Below are 19,188 nucleotides of genomic sequence, written 5' to 3'. Positions count from 1 at the left end.
GGGGGAATTCAAAGCAAGATTCCAAGGAGCCAAATATGGATGTAAGAGCTCAAATAGTGATGGTCTTCAACCTGGACAAGTGCATCGGCTGCCACACCTGTTCCATCTCCTGCAAGAACATCTGGACCGACCGCAAGGGCGCCGAATACATGTGGTGGAACAACGTCGAGACCAAGCCCGGCGTGGGTTACCCCCGGCAGTGGGAGGACCAGGAGCGCTTCAAGGGGGGCTGGGTGGTCGACGGCAAGAAACTGAAGCTGAAGTCGATGGGCAAAGGCCCGACCCTGGCCAACATGTTCTTCCAGCCCAACATGCCCAAGATCGAGGACTACTACGAGCCCTTCGACTTCGACTACGGCAACCTCGCCGGCGCCAAGGAGGGGAAGGACCAGCCCGTCGCAGAAGCGTTTTCCCAGATCTCCGGCAAGAAGATCGAGGAGATCCAGGGGGGACCCAACTGGGACGACGACCTCTCCGGGTCCCAGGTCTACGCCGCGAAAGACCTGAACCTCAAGGACAAGAAGGTCATCGAATCCTACGACTCGATGTTCATGCAGTACCTGCCGCGCATCTGCAACCACTGCCTGAACCCGGCCTGCGTCGCCTCCTGCCCCTCCCGCGCCCTCTACAAACGCGGCGAGGACGGCATCGTGCTGGTGGACCAGGAGGTCTGCAAGGGGTGGCGCTTCTGTACCAGCGCCTGCCCGTACAAGAAGGTCTACTTCAACTGGAACACCGGCAAGGCGGAGAAGTGCATCTTCTGCTATCCACGCGTGGAAACCGGCCAGTGCAACGCCTGCGCCCACAGCTGCGTCGGGCGCATCCGCTACGTAGGTGTGCTTCTTTACGATGCGGACGCGGTTGAGGCGGCCGCCCTCAAGGGGGATGCCGAACTGGTCGAGGCGCACCGCGAGGTCATCCTCGACCCGCGCGACCCGGAGGTGCGCAGGCTGGCGCTGGAAAACGGGATCTCGGAGCAGTGGCTGGACGCGGCGGTCGCCTCGCCGGTTTACGCGCTGGTGAAGGAATTCCGTATCGCGCTCCCGCTGCACCCGGAGTTCAGGACCCTCCCCATGGCGTACTACATCCCTTCCCTGTCGCCGGTCCTCTCCACCTGGGGCGATACCCACAAACTCCTGGAGCACGGCATGATCCCCGCGCTTCAGACCCTGCGCGTTCCCATCGGGTACCTGGCGAGCCTCCTCTCCGGCGGCAACGAGGCGGTCATCGAGGAGACGCTGAAGAAGCTGATCGCCATCCGGGTCCAGATGCGGGCGGAGAATTTGGGGCTGCCGGCGGACCCGGCGCTGCTCCAGGAGGCGGGACTGGACGAGGCGGCGGCAAAGCGGCTGTACCGGCTCTTCACGGTGGCGGGCTACAACGAGCGCAACGTGATTCCGCCCCAGCAGCGCGAGGAGCAGGACCCGCAACGGCGCAAGCAGGAGGCCGGCTTCGGCATCCTCAAGAAGACCAGGGGAGGGGCAAAATGAGCATGCAGCAGAGTTACCATGCCCTGTCGCGGCTTTTCGAGTACCCGCAGCAGCGGGAAGAGCTGCTGACGTCCTACGACGCCCTCTCCTCCTACTTGAGGCGGAGCGGCATCGACTCGCGCACCCATCTCTTCGGGGAGATGCTGAGCGATTCCACGCTGGCGGAACTGCAAGAGGATTACGTGGCCCGCTTCGACTTCAACCCCGCGGCGGCTCCCTACCTGGGTCACCACCTCTACGGCGACAACCAGAAGAAAGGCGGCTACATGATCCAGGTGAAACAGGAGTACGGCAGACACGACTTCGAGGCGCCGGTGAACGAGCTTCCCGACCACCTGGGCGTGGTGCTCGCCTTCCTGGCACACCTCGCCGGCCGCGGCGAAGACGCGGTCCGCCGCGAGTTCATCGAGAAACTGGTTCTGCCCGGGATCAACAAGCTGCTCGGGAGTTCGGTTGAGCGCGACACGTCCCCGTGGCTCACCCTGGTCGAGGCGGCCGAGCTTTTGTGTAGCGCGGACTGCCATGAGGAGGCAACATGCTGAACTCTTTGATCTTCATCGCCCTGCCCTACGCGGCCCTGGCGCTGTTGCTCCTGGTCACCCCGTACCGTTTTTTAAGCAACCGGCTGACCTGGACCGCCTACTCGACCCAGTTCCTGGAGCGCAAGGCCCTCTACTGGGGGATCAACCCGTGGCACTACGGCATCCTCCCCATCCTCTTGGCGCACGTGGTCGGTTTCGCGTTTCCCGGTGCTTTCAAGGGGTTGCTCGGCAATCCGGAAACCCTGCTCGGGGTGGAAAGCGTCCTCTTCGGACTGGGTGCCTTCGCCGTGCTGGGGGTGCTGCTCCTTTTGCTGCGCCGCGTGAACTCGGGGATGCTGAAACGGGTCACCTTCAGTTCGGACTGGCTGATCCTGTACCTGCTGCTGTTCCAGGCCGGCACCGGGATCTACATCGGCTATTTCATGCGCTGGGGTTCGCAGTGGTACCTGCACACGGCGGTGCCCTACCTTTGGTCCATCGTGTCGTTCCAGCCGCAGATAGAGTACGTCGCCGACCTCCCGCTGGTGTTCAAGCTGCACGCCGCCTGCGCCTTCCTGATCGTAGCCGTGCTGCCGTTCACCAAGCTGGTGCACATGCTCTACCTGCCGTTTGATTTCCTGAAGGACCCGCCGCTTTTGTACCGGTGGCGGTCGAAGTAATCGTTTTTGGAGCAACAACGATTTCCCCCTCCCTGTCCCTCCCCCTCCTGGGGAGGGGACGACATGGCGCGTGGGGATGCAGCACTTGAGTCATTTAGATATCGAAGTTTAGGGCATTTGACAATCTATGGAGGGATGATGTCGTCACGAGTACTGGCAGTATGGAACCCGGAGGACGCGCAGTTCTGGGAACAGCAGGGTAAAGCTATCGCCTACCGCAATCTGTGGATCTCCATCCCATCCCTCTTCCTTTCCTTCGCGGTCTGGATGGTCTGGAGCGTGGTGGTGGTGAACCTGCAGTCGATCGGGTTCTCCTTCGACGCCGACAAACTGTTCTGGCTGGCCGCGCTGCCCGGTCTTTCCGGGGCTACCCTGCGCATCTTCTATTCCTTCATGGTCCCCATCTTCGGCGGCAGGGTCTGGACGACCATCAGCACGGCGTCGCTGCTGATCCCGGCGGTCGGTATCGGCTTCGCGGTGCGGGACCCGGGGACGAGCTACACCACCATGCTGCTGCTGGCCTTTTTGTGCGGCCTCGGCGGCGGCAACTTCGCTTCCAGCATGTCCAACATCAGCTTTTTCTTCCCCAAGGCCCTCAAGGGGACGGCTCTCGGCTTGAACGCGGGCCTTGGCAATCTCGGTGTCAGCGTCATGCAGTTCCTGGTGCCGCTGGTAATTACCACCGGCACGTTCCGAGCTCTGTGCGGCGAACCACAGGTCTGCGTCGTCAAGGGGGTCTCCACCTCGGTCTGGATGCAGAACGCCGGCTTCATCTGGGTCCCGTTCATCGCCCTCTCCACCCTGGCCGCCTGGTTCGGCATGAACGACATCGCCGAGGCCAAGGCGTCCTTCAAGGAGCAGTCAGTCATCTTCAAGCGCAAGCACAACTGGATCATGTGCTGGCTCTACCTGGGCACCTTCGGGTCGTTCATCGGTTATTCAGCAGGGCTCCCGCTCCTGATCAAGTCGCAGTTCCCGGCGGTGAACCCGATGCAGTACGCTTTCCTGGGCCCCCTAGTCGGGGCGCTGCTCCGACCCGTCGGGGGATGGATCGCCGACAAGCTGGGCGGAGCCAGGGTCACGTTCTGGAACTTCGTCGCCATGACGGCAGCCGCCTTCGGGGTGCTCCACTTCCTGCCCAGCCACGGGGACCCCGGCAGCTTCTGGGGCTTTTTAACCATGTTCATCCTCCTGTTCGTCACCACGGGCATCGGCAACGGGTCGACCTTCAGGATGATCCCGGTGATCTTCCTGACCGAGCGCCAGCGCGCGGCGGGCGACCTCAGGCGCGAGGCTCAAGCCAAGGCTGCGGCCGAAGCGGCAAAAGAGGCAGCGGCGGTGCTCGGCTTCTGCTCCGCTTTCGCGGCCTACGGCGCCTTCTTCATACCGAAGGCCTTCGGCAGCTCGATAACGCTGACCGGTGCCCCCCACGCGGCCCTGTACGGCTTCCTCGCCTTCTACGTGAGCTGCATCGGCCTGACCTGGTACTGTTATTCCCGCAGAAATGCGGAGATGCCGTGCTGAAAGGGAGCCTGCTCTGGTGTGGTATTGCCTGGGGCGGGAGGACAGAAGAAAAAGCCGGGAACGACGGAGGCGCACCCCCTGTGTTCCCGGTGTGCAAGGATCAGTGGGACAACTTCTCGTAGGCGGCGTACAGCGTGTTCTCTTCGCTGCGCAGCCTCCGGGAAATGGTTGCGAAGAGCCTGCCCAGGGCCTTGGCGAACTCGATGTCGATCGGCGCGTCGTCGGCGGAGTACTTCTTGAAGAAGGCGACGGCGTTGCTGGAGATCTCCTCCATATCCTTCGCGTAGAAGTCCACCGTGCGCTTCAGCCCCTGGTCGGCCTGCGCGGCCCGGTTCAATACCGGGTAGAGCTGCGCGTCCTCCTTGCGCAGATGCGCAAGCAGCGTGGACTGCGCCGCCAGCAGGAGCCTGTGCGCTTCCTTGTTGGTAATGCTGGTATCCTTGACGCGGTTGAGCATATCCTCGATTGCCACGTGGTCCTTTTTCAGCTCATCTATCAACCTTGCCATGTGTCACCTCTCCTACTCGTTGTATCGTCCGGTCGGACTGTTTCCATGGATCCGAGTATAGGACTGTCGGGAGAGGAGTGGCTTGATGCAGGTCAAAAAAGGACTGGTTGGGCGAACGGCCGGTTTCCTAGAAGAGGAAAACTAAAAACAGCACCCCGACCGCTATGCGGTAGACCCCGAACGGGATGAAGGTGTGACTGGTGACGAACCTGAGAAGCGCCTTGATGCCGATCACGCCGAAGATGAACGAGGTGATGAATCCGACGGCGATGTTCTCCCAGTCTCCCATATGGAACACGGTGTAGTTCTTGTAGATGTCGTAGCAGGTGGCAGCGAGCATGGTGGGAAGCGCCAGCAGGAACGAGAACTCGGTGGCGTCCTTGCGATCCAGGCCGAAGAGAAGCCCGCCCATGATGGTTGCCCCGGAGCGCGAGACTCCCGGCACCATGGAGATGCACTGTACCAGACCGATGGAGAAGGCCTGCTTGTAGCTGATCTCGTCCAGGGTGTGGGTAGTCGCCGGGCGGTCCTTCATCCACAGTTCGATGACGATGAAGGCGACGCCGCCGGCGATGAGCATGTAGCTCACCAGCGAAGGCTGGAAGAAGGATTTGACCAGCTTGTAGAGCAGAAAACCGATGGTGCCGGTCGGCAGGAAAGCGAAACAGACCTTCTTGATCAGGTCGGGGCGGGCGAAGAGCTGTTTGCGGTACACCTCGACGACGGCAAGCATCGCCCCCAGTTGGATGACCACCTCGAACACCTTGTGCGCCTCGGACTGCTGCAGTTTCAGCAGAGCCGATGCCAGGATGAGATGCCCGGTGGAAGAAACGGGAAGGAACTCGCTCAGCCCCTCCACGATGCCCAGTATGACCGCGTCCAGAATACCCACAAAAAACTCCTTAGTTCCACGTTGATTTACGGGGCGATAACATACCCGATGCCGCGCACGTTGTAAAGAATATGGGGCTATGTTAGGACGACATCCCGCATTTTCAGTGTGCCGGCACGCCGGTGTCAGCGGCGAACAGCGAGAAGGCAGCGGTGAGGAGCATGATGTGCACAGGGAGCATGGTCCTGTCGCCGGTTGGGAGATGAAAGGAGATCAGGTCGTGAGGAGTGGCAAGGTAAATGGTCACGATACCGCAGAAATAAATCACTGCGGTAAGCGCACAGAACGCCGCGCTCCATTCCAGGTGCTCTTTTTTACCAACCTTGTAAATCAGGCTAAGGAGAAAGATTCCTAGGCTCAGGTTGACGTTGTCCGTCACGTACAGGTATTTCAAGATAACAGGGAGGGCACCTTCCGACAACCGGTGCTGCACCGTCGCCAACGACCCGAGACCGAGCTGGAGATCGTTTTTCAGTTGGAAAAAATGCTTTTCCCTTTCCCAAAGTACCCACCCCGAAACTACCACGAAAAGCAGTGCACTACTTTTCCACCAGCCAACCCAGTGCAGGGTTGAGAGCCGTCTCCTTTTGAGCAGCAGAAAACAGCAGAGTACGGTTGCCACAATGACGACGTAAAGCATCCCCTCGTTCTTCAGATCGAGGACGACTCCGGCTGCCAGGACTCCCGAAACGAGGTCGAGCCGGCCGCCCCCGTCAATCCATCGACCGAGAAAGAAGCAGCCAAAACCTGCATACAGGGCTACATAACCATCCATGTAGCCGTTGGTGAGCCACGGCCCCAGGAAGAACACAGGAAGGGAGATGAATACCAGGTGCCACCACCGCCTGCCCAGCATTGACAGGAGGAACAAAGAAGCCGGCAAAAGAAGCGCGGCAAGGCTCATCTTGGGGAGATATTCGTTCCAGAACCCTGCCACCGAGGCGACCTGGGCGGCGAGAATGGGAATCAGCAGGGGATAGTCCGTGTGGGAAAACCCCATGGAGGGCAGCGTCCAGTCGCCGCCCGCATCTACGGAACCGTTGTAGAAGACCATCTTCGCATGGAAGAACCAGATGGACCGGGCATCCCAGCCGGAGACAGGCTCGCATGTGACAAGGTAGCAACAGGCGAGATAGAGCACGAGCGACGGTAACAGCCAGCGGAGGGCGAGCTGTCCTGCCGGCCTCCTGGTGACGGCAAGGGCGAGTACGGCGGCGCCGGACAGAAAAGAGCCTGCCACGGCAGCGGCTTCAAGGCCGGGCAACAGCAGAACGAGGAAGTGATTTACCAGGACTCCGAAGATGAGCGCGTTGGCCAGGCCTTGCAGCGCGGCACAGTCCGACGCTGCGACATCCTGCAGCAGGTCCCCACAGACGAGAAAGAGCAAGGCACCAAGCCCGGCGAGGTATGGGAGCATGAGACTAACGGCAAGCAGCAATGCGCACCCTTTTCGCTTCTTTCAGAGATACACAGCCAGCCGGCAGAGGTTCAGACAGGTAGGAAACGTAAAGTTGCCCCTGGTCGGTGACCAGCGCGGGGTAGATGCTCTCGGTGATGGGCTGTGCCAGGAACCTGTTGTCAGCGAGGAGTTTCGACAACTGGACCGACTTCGCTCCGCTCTGCCTTACGCAATCCAGCACGGAGACCGCTTCCGGCGGCAGCACCTCAACCTCACCGCTCCGCGGAGTGGAGAGGTTGTGCAGCAGCATGGTTACATGAGCCGATCGGTAGCTGACAGTGAAGGCCACAGCTGCGATCAGCACTGCGCCGAAACAGTAACTCAGGAAAGAATGGTTGCCTTCCATGTGCACCTGAAGCGGCTTGGCGCCGCAGCGAAGCCTCATCGGAACAGGTTGTACTTAAGGATGCACCGGAGGGCGGAAAAGCCGTCCTTCCACCCTATCTTCTTCCCTTCCTGGTACGTCCTGCCCGAATAAGAGATGCCGGTCTCGTAGATCCTGACGTTCAGCTTGGAAAGCTTCGCCGTTATTTCCGGCTCGAACCCGAAGCGGTTTTCCTCTATGACCACCTGGTCGAGAACCTCTTTCCGGAAGGCCTTGTAGCAGGTCTCCATGTCCGTGAGGTTCAGGTTGGTCAGCATGTTGGAAAGAAGGGTAAGAAACGAGTTGCCGACCATGTGCCAAAAGTACAGCACCCGGCGGTAGTCTCCGGACACGAAGCGTGAGCCGTAGACGACGTCGGCCTTGCCATCGAGGATGGGGCGTATCAGTTTCGGGTACTGCGCCGGATCGTATTCCAGGTCCGCGTCCTGAACCACGACGATATCCCCGGTGGCGTGACGAAAGCCGGTCCTCAGTGCAGCCCCTTTCCCCATGTTCTGCTCGTGCAGCAGCACGCGCGTCATGTCATCGGCGAGCCCCTGGGCAATCACCCCGGTTCCGTCGGTCGAACCGTCGTCAACCACGATGATTTCGGAAACGATGTCAATGCTTTTGACAGCCTGATGGATCACCGTGATGGTGTCTTTCTCGTTATAGACAGGTATGACTACGGACAGTCTCATCCAGACTCCAAATTTGAAAAGAAGTGGCTCCGGCACCAAGCCCTGATGGGCGTGTTTTTTAGCGGGGAGACCTCGTGCCGGGGAGGTTCAAGAGGGGTAAAATACGCGGTTTGACTGGACATGTAAAGAAAAAGACAACAATCATTCAAGGTCTCCCTCCCCCTCCTGTGTACGGGGGGGGGCTTCGATCACCCCCAGGATGACATACACCGCAGCCACGAGTCCGCTCATTACCGGGAGCACGGTCCTCGCGGCGCTGGTCTCCAGATGCCAGGCGAGGTCGGCGGGGGTCGCGAGGTATACCGCGAAGACGGCCAGGAAGTAGCAGAACGATACGGCGAGGAAGATCCACACCTGGAACGGTACGCGCACTCTGGCGAGGCGTGCCGTCCCTGCGACAGCGAAGAACAGGAGCAGCGCCTTCCAGAGCAGTGCGTCGACGAGCAGTGCCTGGGCGACCGTGCCGAGCGCTCCTGCCTGTACGTGCGCCCCTATCCTGCCGAGGGAACGGACACCGAGGTCGAGATCATTGACCAGTCCCCAGCTCCTCTTTTTGAAGGTCCAGACCAGGAAGCAGGCGGCGGGGAGCCCCACCTGCAGCCAAAACCGGCGGTCCGCGAACAGAAGGCGCAGCCGGTGCAGCGACCGGTCCCGCATCCAGACCAAGACGAAGAAGACGGAGGCGGCAACCACCACATACACCATCCCCTCGTTTTTCAGGTTCAGGACCACGCCGAGAAACGCGGCCGCGCACCAGGCATCGCCCCTTTCACCCCGTTCGAACCACCGCCCCAGGAACAGGAGCGCCAGCCCGGCATAGAGCGCGAGGTAGCCGTCCATGAGCCCGTTCCAAAGCAGTTCCCCCTGCACGCCGAAGAGGAACAGGCCGGCGAGGAACAGGAAACTCAACCGGGCGCGTTCCCAGAAGGAGAACAGCGCCAGGAGCGCGGGGAGCAAAAGGGCAAGGAGTGACGCCTTGGGAAGGAAGTCGTCCCATGAGCCTGCGAAACGGGCGAGCTGGGCGGAAAGCACGGGAACGAGTTTTGGGTAGTCAGGGTGCGAGAAACAGACCGCGGCGGGCGTGAACCCGGCCCGGTCCAGGGCGCCGTTGAAGTAGATGATCTTGCCGTGGAAGAACCAGATCGACCTCGCGTCCCAGGCCAAGATGGGCTCCTGGACGATGGGAGCCGCGAACATCACGAAGAGCGCCGCGAAGACGCCCCACTTCACCACGTCACGACTGCCGCTTGCCCCGGCGGAGGCGGCACCTGTACCAGGGACTCGGGCTCGCAGGAAAACAAAGCCGATGACGAGCCCCGCGACGCTGAAAAAGGCGCCCGCGGCAAGAGCCGGGTCCACCCCTTTCAGCAGCAGCTGGAGCAGATAGTCGAAATGAAGACCCGACACGAGGACGAGGGCCGCAAGCGCCGGGAAGCGCTCCCCAGTCGCCGTCTGCCTCCCGAGGGGCAAGGTGCCGCAAAGGGTCACCAGGAGACCGAGCCCGCAAAGATACAGAAAGAGCGCGCTAACGGCAAAGATCAAGGGCAACCCCCTTTCGCCTTGCCAGGGCGTCGCAGCCAACAGGCGAGGGTTCTCCCTCGAGGCGGACCAGGTAGCGTGCCTCGTCCGCCACGACCAGCGGGTACGCCCCCTCGACGAGCCGCTGCATCATCGCACCGTCGGCCGCGACCCCAGCGCTGAACCGGTACCTGTCCGCAGCGGCGGCGTGGAGCATCTCGATCGCGGCGCGGGCTCCGCGCGGCAGCGGGTCAGGCTGCGCCGCGGTGTCCCCGGGCACCACCACAGCCACAACCGCCTGGCATCTTTCCAGAAAGTTCGTGACAACGGCGGAGAAGAGCCAGAAGGAGGCGACAACGACCAGCAGGACCAGCCAGTTGTTTGCCGGCATGAGGCGGCGAGCCTTGGGTTCGCGAGACATCAGCGGAAGGCCCCCCTGTCCCACCAGGTGCGGTCGGCGAAGACCTCGCCGAAATCGTGGCGCTCGAAGAAGTACCGGTACACGTCCAGGCGCGTGTAACCGCCGCAAAGACGGCTGAACAGGGAGCCGAGCCGGTAGGGGAACGTCGGCTCGACCAGGTGGTTGGCAAGCCTCCCCCCGACCCAGGGCATGAACCGTTTCCGGAACAGGAAGGTGGAGAGGTAGAGGTTGAAGTCGCTCTGCATGTGCCAGGTCAGGACGCGTTTGCCCCCCACGTAATCGATGCCGGACCTGCGCTCGTAGCCTATCGGGTCGGGAAAGTCGTTGAAGGTGCAGCCGTGCAGGTAGAGGGGGTTTTCGAAAACCGCGTAGGAGCCGAGGAGCGGGGCGAGCTGCGCCGGCCGGTCCTGCGGGATCCTGTCGGTATGGATCAGATGGGAGATCAGATCCTGGTCGCTGGAGATGACCTCCCGCGAGCGCTGCCCGGCCCACTTCTGCGTCTCCGAGACCCGCCACCCATCCCGCTCTTTCCAGGCACGAGCCGAATAGCCCTCCGGATTTTCCACCAGCAGGTCCAATTGCTCCTGATACCGGGAGAACCAGTCAAGGTCGCTGATGCAGGTGACGGCAGGGCACCCCTGCAGGACGAAGGTACTTCCCTGTAACAACACACCGATGACTGCGGGATCTTCGTTGAAAACGATGTCCCCGTCATAGTGAATGATCCGGTCACCGCGAAAATACGAGGCAATGACAGGCCATCTCAGGAAACACTTCATCTCGTATCCGCCAAAAGCGCAGAGGGCTGCGTATCTGTCGGCAGTGCCGGCGTAGAGATCGCTGACGTCGTGAAGCCGGTACCCGACTTCTTCCAACTGCTCCTTGTACCTCTCCCCGAGCAGATCCAAGCCATTGAGGAAGAGCAGGTCGATCTCGTTGGAAAAACCCAGTGCCAGGTTCCTGCGCCCGGAGAACAAGAGGGGGACGTGGCTCTCGAAATGGGAGGGATTCCTGTCGTTCCAGCAGCAGATGACGTTGCGCATATGCGATTGGTCCGCCCTGCCGGCGCAATCCGGATGTGTCACACTCTCACCCAATTCATGTCCTTTACCTCCGCCCACCTCGTCGCACGCGCCTCGGTGCTGTAAGGATCGCCGAGGCAGTCTTGCGGGCGAACTTCAGGCAGCAGTTGTTCGCCGACTCCTCTCAAGATGAAAAAGGCATTGAACCCGTAGCGGTGGGTTCCGACCAGACGATACCCCTTCTCATTTGCCAACGAGGTCATGGCCGCAAGGGATGCACCTGCGAAATCCTGCTTTGGCCGTTCAAAGGCGGGATGGTACGGGACGGTCAGGGCCTGATCGGGCCCGATCACGTTGTTGGTCTCGCAGACGACCACCCGCGGGCGGACTTTGTCGATGGCCTTCCAGACCCAGTAGTCGACGCCGTCAAGGTCGAGGGAGAGGAGATCGATCTCGGCCGGGACACCGGACGAGGTGAAGATGTCATTGACGTTTTCTGCGGTCACCCACGCCCGGTTGAAGCGCGGGGGGTAGAGGAAGGTCTGCTTCGAGTTCGTGTAGAATTCAAGCCCCTGTTCCACCTTGCGCTGATCGCCGTCGAAGAGGTGCCCCCACCAGCCGTGATGCAGGATCAGGTTTGCGGTGTTGCACTCTATGCCGTTGCCGGCGCAGATCTCGACGCAGGTCTTGTTGGTGGTGCCAATGAGGGCGAAGATATAGAGGAGGATGCCGTCTTCCTCAAACTGGGAGTGACAGCGGAAGCCGACCTCGGCGAAGCTTGGCAGCTGCCGGTCCGGCCGCTGTGCCATTTCCCGATACATGTGGTAGAGCAGCAGTTGTGACTGCTGCGAGGGGAAACGGTCCAGTGAGTTGCTGAGCCTGCGGCCGCCCCAAAACGCCTCGGCCTTGCGATAAAGGTTATGGATTGTTTTTTTCATAAGCGGCCCCTGGATAAATCCCCATTATCACTACATGACTGTGAACCCGGACGCAACACTATTTCGCTCCCTGAGCCTGAGGTGGGGGTTGAAGTACGGCGTCGAGGGAAGAGCGGAATCCCAGCATTGATCACCCTCGCACGGGGTGTACACCGTCAACCCTGATGAGGTCTTTCTTGTCTCAAGGGCCACCCGTTGAACCTGGTGCCATCCCGAAGTAGAGATCGCCCGGATCTCCGAGGCATTATAGACCAGGTGCCTGACCAGCAGGAGATTGCCGATCAGAAACACCAGACAGATCATGTCCGCATACAAACGGGAAGAAAGCAATCCCTGCACCGAGCAGAGAAACACCAGAGCCGATGCAATGGAAAGCAGAAAAAAAGCTGCATTGGCAAACCGGGGATCAGGTGCTGTGCAGAACCAGAAAACCAGTGACATGACGGCCGGCACCAGGTAAGCCCACTGCAGCAAGTTGCGGCGGCGTACTTTCGAAAACAGTCCCGCAATAAGAGCGCAGATACCAAAAAACAGGAACTGGAGCAAGGGATAGGTCACATCGAGTACGTTTCCTGTGGCCACCCTTACCAGCCAGGGACGGAACCAGCCCCAATTGTGCAGCACATCTTTTGGGGATGCCCCCGGAGTTCTCGCCCAGCTATAAACGGATTGGGCCTCGCTGACGATCCTTTCAACCGGCACGGCCCAGTCGACCGGCAGGCGACCGGCAGTTGAAGGATAAAGCGGTACTCCCGAGAGCATGACGCCCTGCCCTGCCCAAACCAGGAACATAAGCAGGGGCGGCGTGAAGAGGGTAAAACCGCTCCTGATAGTACGGCCTCGCGTTTTCAGCCAGTACGCAACGGCAAAACAGACGATGACGCTCGAGAAAGCGAGGTTGCTGAGTTTCACGGTAACCGCCGCTGAGGCGAGGAGCAGAAGGAGCATTACCCGGTAGTCCTGGTCCTGATGACCGTCCTGCCAATCGGCTATGCCCTCTCCAAGCAGCAAGAAGATGCAACACTGAAGCAGCAGAGAAGCAAGATCCGGAGCCGGTGATGCTATGCCGTTGGAAGAGATGGCTATAAAGGCGAGTACCGGCAGTAGGAACAAGGAAGGAAGAAAACGAAACGGATGTGCTTCCACGATGAGAGAAGGCCTGCGCAGGACGGGTGTCAGGGAGGTCCAGGCGGTCGCCGCGACGAACAGGAAAAGCAGGGCGTTACCGAGAAACCTGCCGTGTTCGAAGACCGGCGGAACAGTCAAGGAAGCCGCGAAGGTGAAAAACGACTGGTTGAAAGCAAGCCGGCCATGGAGATTTCCCAGCCCGGGCACTACCGGGTAGGTATTGATCCAGCGAATCGCATTGAGGTGGTAGAGGCCGGTATCGTAGTTGGTCGGAGGGAGCATCGCTCTGGAGACGAGCCAGGACGCCAGGACAAGCATCAGGATCGCGCCGGCAACGGGGACGGGGGTGCAGGAGCCGGACGGGGAAGGACGCCGCCCGCCTCGTGCCAGACAGACGAGGCAACAAAGTGCACCGGCGGAGAAGACGGGCAGCGACACCTGCGAAGCGATAGGCAGGAAGAAATGAAGCAGTTGAAACAGGAAAAGCGCGCAGGCCCAGCCGAGCCAGATCAGGCTCATCACGGAGTGCGCCGGCTTGTCGCTGCCCGCGGCCATTCCGAGCACCCGCGCGACACCCTTACCCAGGCCGTAATAAGCGGCGGCTACAAAGAGGTAAAGCGAAAGAGCGAGGGCAAGTGCAGTCGGGTGGGACATTTAGGACAGTAACCTCAGGTGCATGATGAGTGGGGTGAAAGCCGGATCAGGTGATGGTTTCGATGATCTCCTGCAGCCGCTGGCCAAACTGAACCTGTCCCCAGGAGGCGGCGCGCTCCGTGCCGCGCCGCACCAGTTCGGCACAGAGGGCGTCATCGGTCCAGAGCCTGCGAACCGTCTCGGCGATGGCTTCCACCGATTCCGGGTCGAAGAAGAGGGCTGCGTCGCCCGCCTGTTCAGGCATGCCGTAGCGGTCCGATATCGCAACCGGGCAGCCGGCGGCAAAGGCCTCCAGGGGCGGGATGTTGGTGGGCCCGAAAAAGGTCGGCATCACCAGCGCGCGGGCGCGCCGGTACAGTTCAGGCATATCTTCGTCCGGCACGTACCCCAGAAACTGCACCGCGTCCTTGAGTCCCAGCTCCCCGATCAACGCCACCAGGCCGTCGTACGCGTTTTTCAGCGACCCGACCAGCACGAGTTTCAGATCGGGGAAGTCCCCCTTGAGGCGGGCGATGGCATGCACGAGCCGCGCATGGTTTTTGTGTTCCCAGAACTGGGCCGGGTAGAACACGAACTTCTCCGGCAGGTGGTACCGCTCATCAAACCCCGGCGGCGGCGAATCGTTCCACGCATGGGGGGGGGCGATGAACGGCAGGACGTGAATCCGCTCTTCCTGAAGCCCGTACGACTCCCTCACCTGAGCAGCACCTATCCGCGAATCGACCAGCACTCCTCGCGCCCAACGGCAGATGGAAGCATATTGCTTCTCGCGTATCCTGAACTCTCGGGGCGTACCCACCTCGGGGAAGCGGCTCTCGTAGCGGTGCATGAGATCGTGGATGGCGATGAGCGCGGGGACCGGGAACTCGCAGCCGCGGGTGTCCTGGGAGGGAAATATCCAGAGGTCGCACTTCTTGCCAAGGAGATCCCGCGCCATGGGGTGAAACAGGGGATTGACCGCGCGCCAGGGGCCCAGGGGCAGGTCGAGCCTGTGCCAGAGGTAGCCGACACCGCGCCCGATGATCCCGGAGCGGACCCGGAAACTCTCAACGGGCAGTTCGCCAAGATACTCCCGCCACAGCTCGCTGGTGTAGCCGACCACGACCTGGAAGTGGGCTGACGGGAGCGCTGCCAGGGCGTGTAGCACGGCCTGGTTGTACTGGAAGGTCCCGCCGAGATGCGGCTCGACATCGAGAAAAAGCCCAATCCGCCTCATCCCCGCACCACACAGCAGACGCCCCAGGTGTCGACACCCGGCGTGTTGCCCGTCATCCACTCGAAGGCGCCGTCAAGATGGAGTCCGGCCTGCCGGAGCATGGCCTCCAACTCGGGAAGAAACAGGTAACGCATGCGGTGCGTCTCCCGAAGCTCCTCGGTCACGCCCGTCCCCGTATGGCACACCATGACCTGGTAATTTACGTCGACCAGGTTCTCGTTTGGGTGCAGGACCGGCTCGGCTATCCTGACGATCCGAACTTCCTCATCCTCGAGCCGCTTGACCCGCACCACCGGCGGATCGCTCAGGACGGCCGGGCCGTACCAGCAGTCGAAGATGAAGATCCCGCCCGGCCTTAGGTGTTCCCTCACGGTTGCAAAGGCCGCCGCGAGGTCGGCATTGCCGCTTTGATAGCTGATGACGTGGAACAGGGAGACCACCACGTCGAAATTCTCCCCGAGCCGGATAGTGCGGATGTCTCCCTGGTGGAAGGAGGTGGCCGACACGGCCTGCGCCCGGGCCGTTCGCAACATCTCCTCGGAGACATCGACCCCGGTCACGCGATAGCCGCGGCCCGCCAGCAAGAGCGCGTGCCGCCCGGTGCCGCAGCCTAAATCGAGCACGCTGCCGGCCGACGGGAGGTGGCGGCGGATGAGACCGTCCAGGTACTCCACCTCGCCCGTGTAGTCCTTGTCCCGGTACAGAAGGTTGTAGTAATGGGCGTAGGCGCCGAATACGGTCATGCCGTCACCTGGCCGGATACATCCGATGCTGAGCCGGTCTGCGGCCCGATGACGGAGGCGAGCGCGGCAGCCGCACGCTCGATCTGGACATCGGTAAGAGCGAGACCGCTGGGCAGATAGAAGCCGCGACGGGCGAGTCTTTCGGCGACGGGGTAGCTTTCACCGGCAAAGAGTCCCAGCCTGCGCAGGACCGGCTGTTCGTGCATCGGCCAGAAGAAGGGGCGCGTGCCGACACCCAGGGCGGAAAGCCGGCGCATCGCCTCCTCGGCGTCAAAGCCGATACTCTCGTCGAGGACCACGCCGTAGACCCAGTAGATGTTGTCGGCGTGTGGCGTCGCGGGAACCGGGAGCGTGATACCAGGCATCTGCGAAAGTAGTGCGCTGTAGCGCTCTCCCATGCGTCTTTTGCGGGAGGCGAACTCGTCGAGCCGCTCGAGCTGGGCAACTCCCAGGGCCGCCTGAAGATTGCTCATCCTGAAGTTGAAGCCGAGTTCCTCGTGCAAGAAGCGCTTGCCCTCTTGGAAGCAGAGGTTGCGCAGCGACCGGCACCGCTCAGCGAGCACGGGATCATCGGTGAGGATGATACCTCCCTCCCCGGTGGTGACGAGCTTGTTCGGATAGAAGCTGAAGGTGCTGATGTCGCCGAAACTGCCGCAGGGCCTGCCCTGGCAGCAAAGCCCGTGTGCCTGGGCCGCATCCTCGATGACCTTCAGGCCGTGGCGCTCGGCGATCTCCAGAAGCGGGGCCATAGGGACCGGTAGTCCGTAGATGTGCACGGCCATGATGGCCGACGTCCTGGGGGTGATCTTTTCCTCGATCCGGTCGACGTTCATGTTCCAGGTGGCGGGGTCGGCGTCCACGACAACCGGGACCAGACCGGCGCGGATCACCGCGGCGGCGCAGGAAATGATGGTGAAGGTGGGGAGAATCACCTCGCTCCCCTGGGGCAGCTCGAGCGCTGCGATGGCAGCCTCGAGGGCGACCGTTCCGTTTGACACAGCTACCCCGTACCTCCTGCCCATGCGCGCCGCGAACATCTCCTCCAGGCTGCGCACGAACGGCCCCTCCGATGAGACCCAGCCGGTGTCGATGCACTGGGCGAGGTACTTCTTCTCGTTGCCGTCCAAAAGCGGTTCGTTTACCGGGATGAAGTCCATCATCTCTCCTGAAGCACGATGTTCTGCCACGCCACGCCGTCGAAGCGGGACTTGTCCTGGTCACCGGAATACGGTCCCTGTTTCACCTCGATCATCTCCAGGGGCTCAAGCGCTTCCATGCCGTGGCCGCCGGAGGCGAGCAGGATCACGTCCCCGGCTACGAGGACCCGGCTTTCCAGGTATTCGCGCCCGTCGTTGTAGAAGTCGACCCTCAACTTCCCCTTGCGAATGAAGAGCACCTCCTGGGTGTACACCACCTCGCGCAGCACCGCGTTGTGCACGTGGGCATCGATGACCTTCCCCTGCGGGTGCGACATGTAGGCCAGCTGCTGGGAGAAGTCGTCGGGAGTGAAGAACCGGATTCCCGGCTCCGCGAAGGAGTGAGGGATGATGATGGCGAGAATCTTTCCATCCTCGGTTATCTGTTCGATCATGTCGGTTCCTTGATCAGCGTTGCGACAGCCAGTCGTCTATTTCCACCATGCCGCGAAACGCCGGGTCACTGAGCAGTCTGAGGTCGTAAAGGTTTCTCTTGTGCAGGTAGGCGATGCGGGCCGGAATGAATTGCCACGATTCCTTCCCGAGAATGAGGCGCCCCGCCGTCACCAGCGCCGTCTTCAGGGCACCGGCGCTGTTGCGCCAGAGCATCCCCCGTACCAGGCGTCCCCGGTTGCGGTGCGTGCGGTAGGCGGTGTACGAATCGCAGTATCCCTGGTTGCCGATCCTTTGCACCAGGTAGCGCAGCGTGGTCCGCGAGGCCGGTATCAGGTGGTGGATCACCGAGTGCGGCGTGTACGCGAAGCGGTAGCCGCTCTGGGCGAGCTTGATGCCGAGCCCGGTTTCCCCGTCGCCGATCCAGACGCCGGCGGTGTTCTCCGGGTTGAATCCGCCACAGCGGAAGAACGCATCGCGCCTGACCGCCTGGTGACAGCTATATACCATATCCGTCTCGGAAATTACCACTTCTTCCGGCGTGGCCTCGGGGGTGAGGCTCAGGAGGTAGTTGATCAGATGTCGCCTGACCCACCGTGGGGGAGGCTCATCGAACCTTCCGATCACCTTCCCGGTGGCGCTGCCTATATCGGGGGCCAGCTCGAACACCTTGACCAACTCCCGCAAAAGCCCCGGCTCGGCGACCATGTCGTCGTCGGTGAAGTAGAGGATTTCACCCCTGGCCTGGACGGCGGCGCCGTTGCGCGCGTAGTGCACCCCCTGGCGCGGCTCGAACAGGTACCTGACCGGCACCGGCGAGCTGTCCGGGTAGCGCTGCGCCACGTCGCGGGTAGCATCGCTTGAGTTGTTGTCGGCGACGATGATCTCGTAGCGATCGCGCGGGTAGTCCTGCGCCAAAAAGCTCTCCAGCGTGAGCAGCAGCAGGTGCGCACGGTTGTAGGTCGGGATGATGACCGATACGAACGGTATCCGCTCCATTCAATGTATCTCCGGGACGCCGGCAGGTTTGCGGAAGAGCCGCCCGAACTTCTCGAGCAGGACAAGCTGGATCCGGCGCAACGCGGGCTGCTGCCGGCGGTACTGTTCGGTGATCTGCCGTACCCTCGCCTGGTTCGCGCCGCATTTGTCACCCTCGTAGGTCTTGGTCCCTTCGAGGTAGCGGTAATTCCCCCAGGTGCGGTCCCGGTACGTCACGTGCGCGTGCTGAACCGCCCGGAAGATGAAGTGGAGGTCCATCGCGGCGTGCTCTTCGACGCGGTAAGGGCCCACCCTGAGGTGCAGGGACTTGTGGTAGAAGTACGCCGCCGGGTTCATGGGGAACGCCTCGACGTAGCGCCCGAGGAGGAGGTTGTTGAGGCTGATACCGGCCGGTCTGCTGACGAACCAGAGTTTGCCATCATCGTCCCAGACGTTGCAGTTTCCCACCAAAAGGGAGGGTTCCGGCAGCCCGTCCCACTGGGTCAGGACCTCCCTGAGCGCTCCCGGCTCGTAGTAATCATCGGCATTCAAAAAACCGACGATCTCCCCCCGCGCCATGGCGATCCCCTTGTTCATGGCGTGGGACTGACCTTCATCCCGCTCCGAGACGTACCGTATGTGGTCATGGAGCGCCGCGTACCGCTCGATGATGGCGACGGTGCCGTCGGTGGAGCCGCCATCGACGATGACATGCTCGACCTCGGGGCACTCCTGCCGCATCACGTTCTCCAGACAAAACTCGATGAAGCGTGCGCAGTTGAACACCGGGGTTATCACGGAAAGCCTTACGCGCGCCACGGCGTTCCTCCGGCGCGTAGCGG

20 protein-coding genes are annotated in these 19,188 nt (G+C 61.6%); 4 read left to right on the top strand and 16 right to left on the bottom strand.

The genetic code is table 11. The features are described 5' to 3' along the window. Nucleotides 1-35 precede the first annotated feature (35 nt). The 4 genes from narH to KP004_RS07900 all read left to right on the top strand — a co-directional run bounded on the left by narH (nt 36) and on the right by KP004_RS07900 (nt 4,215). Nucleotides 36-1,490 carry a nitrate reductase subunit beta gene (gene narH / locus KP004_RS07915; protein ID WP_216801793.1) on the top strand — a complete coding sequence of 485 codons (1,455 nt, stop codon included), beginning with the start codon at nt 36-38 and terminating at the stop codon, nt 1,488-1,490. After that, nucleotides 1,487-2,032: a nitrate reductase molybdenum cofactor assembly chaperone gene (gene narJ, locus KP004_RS07910; protein ID WP_216801792.1), complete on the top strand. Its 546-nt coding sequence runs from the start codon at nt 1,487-1,489 to the stop codon at nt 2,030-2,032. The genes narH and narJ overlap by 4 nt, the downstream gene beginning before the upstream one ends. Further along, nucleotides 2,026-2,691 carry a respiratory nitrate reductase subunit gamma gene (locus tag KP004_RS07905; RefSeq protein WP_216801791.1) on the top strand — a complete coding sequence of 222 codons (666 nt, stop codon included), beginning with the start codon at nt 2,026-2,028 and terminating at the stop codon, nt 2,689-2,691. Before narJ ends, KP004_RS07905 begins: the two co-directional genes overlap by 7 nt. Nucleotides 2,692-2,829: 138 nt before the next feature. After that, nucleotides 2,830-4,215, top strand: a complete 1,386-nt coding sequence (locus KP004_RS07900) for a NarK family nitrate/nitrite MFS transporter (RefSeq protein WP_216801790.1) — start codon at nt 2,830-2,832, stop codon at nt 4,213-4,215. A gap of 100 nt (nt 4,216-4,315) precedes the next feature. Here the strand turns inward: KP004_RS07900 and KP004_RS07895 are convergent, their stop codons facing one another. The 16 genes from KP004_RS07895 to KP004_RS07820 all read right to left on the bottom strand — a co-directional run bounded on the left by KP004_RS07895 (nt 4,316) and on the right by KP004_RS07820 (nt 19,165). Beyond that, nucleotides 4,316-4,723 (bottom strand): hemerythrin domain-containing protein, encoded by a 408-nt coding sequence (locus KP004_RS07895; RefSeq protein WP_216801789.1) that lies wholly within the window; start codon nt 4,721-4,723, stop codon nt 4,316-4,318. 127 nt (nt 4,724-4,850) lie between these two features. Next, nucleotides 4,851-5,615 (bottom strand): undecaprenyl-diphosphate phosphatase, encoded by a 765-nt coding sequence (locus KP004_RS07890; RefSeq protein ID WP_216801788.1) that lies wholly within the window; start codon nt 5,613-5,615, stop codon nt 4,851-4,853. A gap of 103 nt (nt 5,616-5,718) precedes the next feature. After that, the gene (locus tag KP004_RS07885) at nt 5,719-7,032 is read right to left on the bottom strand and encodes a hypothetical protein (RefSeq protein WP_216801787.1); all 1,314 of its coding nucleotides are present in this window, start codon (nt 7,030-7,032) and stop codon (nt 5,719-5,721) included. Between the two features lie 4 nt (nt 7,033-7,036). Next, nucleotides 7,037-7,459 carry a hypothetical protein gene (locus KP004_RS07880; RefSeq protein ID WP_239026980.1) on the bottom strand — a complete coding sequence of 141 codons (423 nt, stop codon included), beginning with the start codon at nt 7,457-7,459 and terminating at the stop codon, nt 7,037-7,039. Beyond that, nucleotides 7,456-8,139, bottom strand: a complete 684-nt coding sequence (locus KP004_RS07875) for a glycosyltransferase family 2 protein (protein ID WP_216801786.1) — start codon at nt 8,137-8,139, stop codon at nt 7,456-7,458. Before KP004_RS07875 ends, KP004_RS07880 begins: the two co-directional genes overlap by 4 nt. A 141-nt stretch (nt 8,140-8,280) precedes the next feature. Further along, complete coding sequence (locus KP004_RS07870; protein WP_216801785.1) at nt 8,281-9,681, bottom strand: hypothetical protein; 1,401 nt, start codon at nt 9,679-9,681, stop codon at nt 8,281-8,283. Further along, on the bottom strand, nt 9,665-10,078 hold the full coding sequence (locus tag KP004_RS07865) for a hypothetical protein (RefSeq protein WP_216801784.1): 414 nt from the start codon (nt 10,076-10,078) through the stop codon (nt 9,665-9,667). Before KP004_RS07865 ends, KP004_RS07870 begins: the two co-directional genes overlap by 17 nt. Then, nucleotides 10,078-11,121: a hypothetical protein gene (locus tag KP004_RS07860; RefSeq protein WP_216801783.1), complete on the bottom strand. Its 1,044-nt coding sequence runs from the start codon at nt 11,119-11,121 to the stop codon at nt 10,078-10,080. The genes KP004_RS07865 and KP004_RS07860 overlap by 1 nt, the downstream gene beginning before the upstream one ends. 38 nt (nt 11,122-11,159) lie before the next feature. Then, on the bottom strand, nt 11,160-12,038 hold the full coding sequence (locus tag KP004_RS07855) for a hypothetical protein (RefSeq protein ID WP_216801782.1): 879 nt from the start codon (nt 12,036-12,038) through the stop codon (nt 11,160-11,162). 30 nt (nt 12,039-12,068) lie between these two features. Beyond that, a complete protein-coding gene (locus KP004_RS07850) occupies nt 12,069-13,820 on the bottom strand; it encodes an LIC_10190 family membrane protein (protein ID WP_216801781.1) in 1,752 nt (583 codons plus the stop codon). 46 nt (nt 13,821-13,866) lie between these two features. Further along, the gene (locus tag KP004_RS07845; RefSeq protein ID WP_216801780.1) at nt 13,867-15,036 is read right to left on the bottom strand and encodes a glycosyltransferase family 4 protein; all 1,170 of its coding nucleotides are present in this window, start codon (nt 15,034-15,036) and stop codon (nt 13,867-13,869) included. Then, nucleotides 15,033-15,779 (bottom strand): class I SAM-dependent DNA methyltransferase, encoded by a 747-nt coding sequence (locus KP004_RS07840; RefSeq protein WP_216801779.1) that lies wholly within the window; start codon nt 15,777-15,779, stop codon nt 15,033-15,035. The genes KP004_RS07845 and KP004_RS07840 overlap by 4 nt, the downstream gene beginning before the upstream one ends. Beyond that, complete coding sequence (locus KP004_RS07835) at nt 15,776-16,939, bottom strand: DegT/DnrJ/EryC1/StrS family aminotransferase (RefSeq protein ID WP_216801778.1); 1,164 nt, start codon at nt 16,937-16,939, stop codon at nt 15,776-15,778. Before KP004_RS07835 ends, KP004_RS07840 begins: the two co-directional genes overlap by 4 nt. Next, nucleotides 16,936-17,370: a cupin domain-containing protein gene (locus KP004_RS07830; RefSeq protein WP_216801777.1), complete on the bottom strand. Its 435-nt coding sequence runs from the start codon at nt 17,368-17,370 to the stop codon at nt 16,936-16,938. The genes KP004_RS07835 and KP004_RS07830 overlap by 4 nt, the downstream gene beginning before the upstream one ends. A 13-nt stretch (nt 17,371-17,383) precedes the next feature. After that, nucleotides 17,384-18,367 carry a glycosyltransferase family 2 protein gene (locus KP004_RS07825; RefSeq protein WP_216801776.1) on the bottom strand — a complete coding sequence of 328 codons (984 nt, stop codon included), beginning with the start codon at nt 18,365-18,367 and terminating at the stop codon, nt 17,384-17,386. Then, nucleotides 18,368-19,165: a glycosyltransferase family 2 protein gene (locus tag KP004_RS07820; RefSeq protein ID WP_216801775.1), complete on the bottom strand. Its 798-nt coding sequence runs from the start codon at nt 19,163-19,165 to the stop codon at nt 18,368-18,370. Between the last annotated feature and the right edge of the window lie 23 nt (nt 19,166-19,188).

Origin of the sequence: Geomonas oryzisoli, from assembly GCF_018986915.1 — a bacterium.
In the GTDB taxonomy this organism is placed as follows: domain Bacteria; phylum Desulfobacterota; class Desulfuromonadia; order Geobacterales; family Geobacteraceae; genus Geomonas; species Geomonas oryzisoli.
Note: the sequence above shows the minus strand (reverse complement) of the source record. Positions and strands in the feature narration are given on the sequence as shown.

Bases quoted from the DNA above. Each gene is read 5' to 3' on its own strand.
- KP004_RS07885 (WP_216801787.1), bottom strand. From the start codon at position 7,032: ATGCTCCCATACCTCGCCGGGCTTGGTGCCTTGCTCTTTCTCGTCTGT.
- KP004_RS07840 (WP_216801779.1), bottom strand. From the start codon at position 15,779: ATGACCGTATTCGGCGCCTACGCCCATTACTACAACCTTCTGTACCGG.
- KP004_RS07880 (WP_239026980.1), bottom strand. From the start codon at position 7,459: ATGAGGCTTCGCTGCGGCGCCAAGCCGCTTCAGGTGCACATGGAAGGC.
- KP004_RS07860 (WP_216801783.1), bottom strand. From the start codon at position 11,121: ATGCGCAACGTCATCTGCTGCTGGAACGACAGGAATCCCTCCCATTTC.
- KP004_RS07865 (WP_216801784.1), bottom strand. From the start codon at position 10,078: ATGTCTCGCGAACCCAAGGCTCGCCGCCTCATGCCGGCAAACAACTGG.
- narJ (WP_216801792.1), top strand. From the start codon at position 1,487: ATGAGCATGCAGCAGAGTTACCATGCCCTGTCGCGGCTTTTCGAGTAC.
- KP004_RS07900 (WP_216801790.1), top strand. From the start codon at position 2,830: ATGTCGTCACGAGTACTGGCAGTATGGAACCCGGAGGACGCGCAGTTC.
- KP004_RS07830 (WP_216801777.1), bottom strand. From the start codon at position 17,370: ATGATCGAACAGATAACCGAGGATGGAAAGATTCTCGCCATCATCATC.
- KP004_RS07895 (WP_216801789.1), bottom strand. From the start codon at position 4,723: ATGGCAAGGTTGATAGATGAGCTGAAAAAGGACCACGTGGCAATCGAG.
- KP004_RS07850 (WP_216801781.1), bottom strand. From the start codon at position 13,820: ATGTCCCACCCGACTGCACTTGCCCTCGCTCTTTCGCTTTACCTCTTT.
- KP004_RS07845 (WP_216801780.1), bottom strand. From the start codon at position 15,036: ATGAGGCGGATTGGGCTTTTTCTCGATGTCGAGCCGCATCTCGGCGGG.
- KP004_RS07875 (WP_216801786.1), bottom strand. From the start codon at position 8,139: ATGAGACTGTCCGTAGTCATACCTGTCTATAACGAGAAAGACACCATC.
- KP004_RS07905 (WP_216801791.1), top strand. From the start codon at position 2,026: ATGCTGAACTCTTTGATCTTCATCGCCCTGCCCTACGCGGCCCTGGCG.
- KP004_RS07855 (WP_216801782.1), bottom strand. From the start codon at position 12,038: ATGAAAAAAACAATCCATAACCTTTATCGCAAGGCCGAGGCGTTTTGG.
- KP004_RS07835 (WP_216801778.1), bottom strand. From the start codon at position 16,939: ATGATGGACTTCATCCCGGTAAACGAACCGCTTTTGGACGGCAACGAG.
- KP004_RS07825 (WP_216801776.1), bottom strand. From the start codon at position 18,367: ATGGAGCGGATACCGTTCGTATCGGTCATCATCCCGACCTACAACCGT.
- narH (WP_216801793.1), top strand. From the start codon at position 36: ATGGATGTAAGAGCTCAAATAGTGATGGTCTTCAACCTGGACAAGTGC.